3 protein-coding genes are annotated in these 4,105 nt (G+C 36.4%); all 3 read right to left on the bottom strand.

The features are described 5' to 3' along the window. Positions 1-35: 35 nt before the first annotated feature. Entirely contained in the window at positions 36-3,173 is a 3,138-nt protein-coding gene (locus GSY74_RS08535) for a DUF2225 domain-containing protein (RefSeq protein ID WP_164664685.1), read from the bottom strand. Positions 3,174-3,477: 304 nt separating this feature from the next. After that, the gene (locus tag GSY74_RS08530) at positions 3,478-3,705 is read right to left on the bottom strand and encodes a CopG family transcriptional regulator (RefSeq protein WP_164664684.1); all 228 of its coding nucleotides are present in this window, start codon (positions 3,703-3,705) and stop codon (positions 3,478-3,480) included. Further along, positions 3,702-4,105, bottom strand: a 404-nt coding sequence (locus tag GSY74_RS08525; RefSeq protein WP_164664683.1) for a putative toxin-antitoxin system toxin component, PIN family, incomplete at its 5' end; no start/stop codon positions are given. The genes GSY74_RS08530 and GSY74_RS08525, both read right to left, overlap by 4 nt.

Here is a 4,105-nt window from a genome sequence, read left to right as displayed (position 1 = left end):
TTAGTGTTAATTTTTTGTTGTTTCTTTAATAAAATTTAGCTTAAATTAGAATTGCTGCTCTTTATCCCATAAGCCCTCTCATACAAACTCAAAGCATCCTCCAACTCACCCATAGACTCATACAGATAAGCCAAGTTATTATAGAGCATCGCTGTATCAGGATGATTTTCACCAAAGACATCTTCATAGATTTTCAGAGCCTTTTGATAGAGAGGCAGTGCCAAATCATACTCCTCTTTGGACTCATAAACTCCTGCTAGATTGTTATACGATATGGCTATATCGGGGTGTTCATCTCCTCTGACCTCTATGGAAATCTCTAAAGAGGTCTTGTAGAGTTCTAACGCCTTGTTATAATCTTTGGATGTGCTATAGAAAAGTGCTAGATTATTGTACTTTGTAGCTGTTGTATCGGTATATTTTCCTATACTCTTTTCGCTTATCTGTAGTGCCTGTTCTGCTAAGAGAACTCCTTTGTCATACTCTTCCATATTGTAGTATGTGGTTGCAAGATTTCCCATGGTTATGGCTGTTTCAACATGCTCTTCACCAAAAATCTCTTTGGTTCCAGTTAAAGTTTTTTGAAAAATAGGCAGAGCCTCTTTATATCTACCCATAGCAAGATAACATGAAGCTAGATTATCATAACTCTGTAGAGTGCTTGGATGTTTCTCTCCTACAGAGTCTATGCTTATCTCCAAGGATATTTTATATTGTGATAGAGCCGTCTCATACTCACCCATAGTATAATTGACCCAAGCGATATTGTTGTAGTGTGTTGAGTTTTCAGGATGATTTTTACCTAATGTTTTTGTAGTGATACCCAAAGCTTTTTCATAGAGTTCCAATGCTTTTTGATACTCTGCAACAATACTATATATCCCAGCAATATTATTATAGAGTATAGCTGTCTCGGGATGACACTCTCCTAGTAGAGACTCTCTTATGCTCAAAGATTTTTTATAAAACTTTAGAGCCTCATCAAATTTTTCACAAGACTCATAAACAAATGCCAAACTGTTATAACATATAGCCGTGTCAAGGTGATTCTCTCCAAAAAAATCTAGACTTAGCTCCAATGCCCTTTTATGCATCACAAAACTTCTAGGATACCTACCCAGAGAAGCATAGAGTCCACCTATGTTATTATAGTTATTAATCACAATCGAGCTATCCTCTCTATCAACACGCATCATCTTTCTAAAAAGTAGAAGAGCATTTTTGTAGTCCACATAGGTCAAGTGAAAAAAGTACCCAATATTGTTTATAGATTCACTCTCATACTCTTCATTTACTAAAACGGCAGTCAAATCATCAGCGATAGAGTACTCTTGGGCTACAAACTCAAAATATCTTGAAAGTTCATACTCATTATCCTCTTGCACACCCACAAAAAACTCAACATTCAAAAGAACATGATAAAGCCCCTCCCTATCCCCAATCTCAAACAACTGAAAAGGCAACTCCCTAACTCTCTGATTATCAATCTCATTACCCTCAAAATAATCAGCTATCCTCCTCCTCTCCACATCAATCAACTCATCACAACTCAAATACCTCTTCTCCACAGCCTCCAAAATAAACCCATGAAAAAACCCATACAACCCACCCCTATCAATCAAATGCTCCTCAACAGCCAAAAACAGAGGAGAAAACTCCAACCGAGTAAGCTTCTCTGTCGAGTTCTGATTAATAATCTCCATCAAATTATCTTCACTAAGCCCATCCCTAGAGACATAAAGCAAAGAAAGCACCTCTCTAGCAAGGTTGTTTCTATAGTCTCTCTCCAACCTCTCAAATATCTTAGAAAACAACTCCACAACATCTTTAGTATTCAGATAACTCTCTATATCATCTTGCAAATTCTCAAAACTACCAAGAAGCCGTATCTCATCCAAAAGTGTTTTCAAAAAGAGTGTATTGTCGGTTTGTGGGTGTGCTACTATCTGCTCTTTGGTTTTGTTGTTTAAAGTTTTTCCATAACCTTTTAGATAGTTTGTGATTAACGCTTTTTGCTCCTCTCTCTCCAACGCCTCTATCTTATGCTTATTATCTATCTCATAATCATCTCGTATGGAAGTAAATATCAATTTTACACTCTCTAACTTGTCAGGCAGATACAAAAAAAGCTTCTCTTTCAGCTCATATTCAATCTGATTGTACCCATCAAAGATAATAATGGTTGGTCTCTTAACTCTATGTAACCAAAGAGCAAACTCATCCATTATCTTTTGAGGTTCACTCGGCAGTTCATCAGGCAGGTCAAACTGCTCTTTTATCTCCAACATCACACGCCTCAACGACTGATGCAAATCACTACTAAGCTCTCCTGCTCCACCGATATAGTGTTCTATCACAAAAGAGTCGTTATGCTCTTTGAAGCTCTCAAAATAGTTAGCAATCAATGCCGATTTACCATAACCAGACTCTCCATAGAGCAGTAGTCTATCTTGGTCACTTTCGATAAACTCACTCAGTATCACTTCATTTTTTACATGAGGGATATAGACTTTTTGTCTTGATTTTGCAAAGATTTGATGAGTAGCTCTTAGTCTCTCTACTTCACTTAGTTTCTCATCTTCTGGGTAGAGTTCATCTAGGGCTTTTTTGAAAGAGGCGATGGTTTTTTCTCTAAACTCATCACCATCTTTGTAGTTTGTGACATATAGACTCTCATCTGTTTTAGACTGCTCTATCAGATGATTTTTAAGGTCAATCAGTTTTGTATCATCATCTACTTGACTCTCTTTGAGATAAAAAAATGCTCGGTTATGCTTGTTGTCTCTCTCTAATGCAGATATTATCTCTATCTCCGTAATACTCACATCGGTGTGCTGTTTTATCCAAGCGTATTTTTCATCTTCCAAAACAGCTCTATCAACATCATCAATCCACTCACTCCACCCATAACGATTTGCCAACATCCCCAAAAAAAAGATGGGAGAATCGGCACATCGTTCTATTTCATCAAGACAAATCTTGACAATCTGCCCACTCTCTGCCTGTTCTTTGGTGACTCCTGTTCGCAAATCTATCTCTGTAACCTCTACAGCTCTGCTTTTGGCTATTTTTTTGAGTTCAAGGAATGTGTCTTTTAGTAGGATTTCTCGCTCTTCATCCATATCTTGAAATGTTGAGGAGATGAAGATTTTTAGGTGGCGTGAGTTTGGCATGAGTTCCCCTTTTGTTTTCTATAATAATCATAGCATAACCTCCAAATATTAACATGAATTACGCTAAACTGTTGGCTCAAATCAACTTGTAAGGAGCCAAAAAATGGACAAACAAGAGATACTTTTAGAGCAACATCACTGTAAGACGACTACAGACCAACAAATTTTATCTAGCTATACTATTGGGACTGTTTACCATTGCAGGTTTTTTAAACAAAAATGGAGTAGCAGGTATTTTAAATGAACAGATAATCTTGATACTCATATCTGTAATAGGAATAATTTTGAGTATTAATTTACTATTTTACAACCTATCCCTCAAATCAGGTTCAACATCAGGTACATTGGCAAGTATATCCAAAGCATGACTCCTAGAACCTCTCAAGGCTCGTTTCTCCAAATAGTTAAGTGTCTTAAGCGTAGCTATCTTCTCTGCTAGAGCATTAATAATAAACTGGTTGATAGAGACATTACCTTTGAGTAGCTCTATATCACTTCTGTAATAGTCAGGTATTCTTAGTGCAAAATTCATTGTATCTCTCCTATTTGTGTTAGATACTCTTTGGGAGTGAGAATCTCTATATCAAAACTCTCTTTGACTCCCTCAAAGTCTTTTGGATTAAAGGTGATGATTGCTTCTACATTGGCATTGACAGCAACTTCCAAAACCATATCATCATTTTTATCTTTTAAGAAGGGTCTCCACAAAAAGTGAATCTTCTGTTGATATGAGATTAAGCATATATCATCAATAAAACTTAATACATCATCTTTTGTAAGCTTGTTAAACAGTTTTATATTTTTCTCTCTTGTCAATACATCTTCAAACTCTGTAACCAATGTATTGGAGACAACGCTATATTTTTTTCTCTGCTGAAACAACCAAACCATCAATCTATGTGATGCACCTTTTTTTGATAAAAGTGCTGACA

Origin of the sequence: Sulfurovum sp. bin170, from assembly GCF_010892395.1 — a bacterium.
Lineage (GTDB): Bacteria > Campylobacterota > Campylobacteria > Campylobacterales > Sulfurovaceae > UBA1140.
Note: the sequence above shows the minus strand (reverse complement) of the source record. Positions and strands in the feature narration are given on the sequence as shown.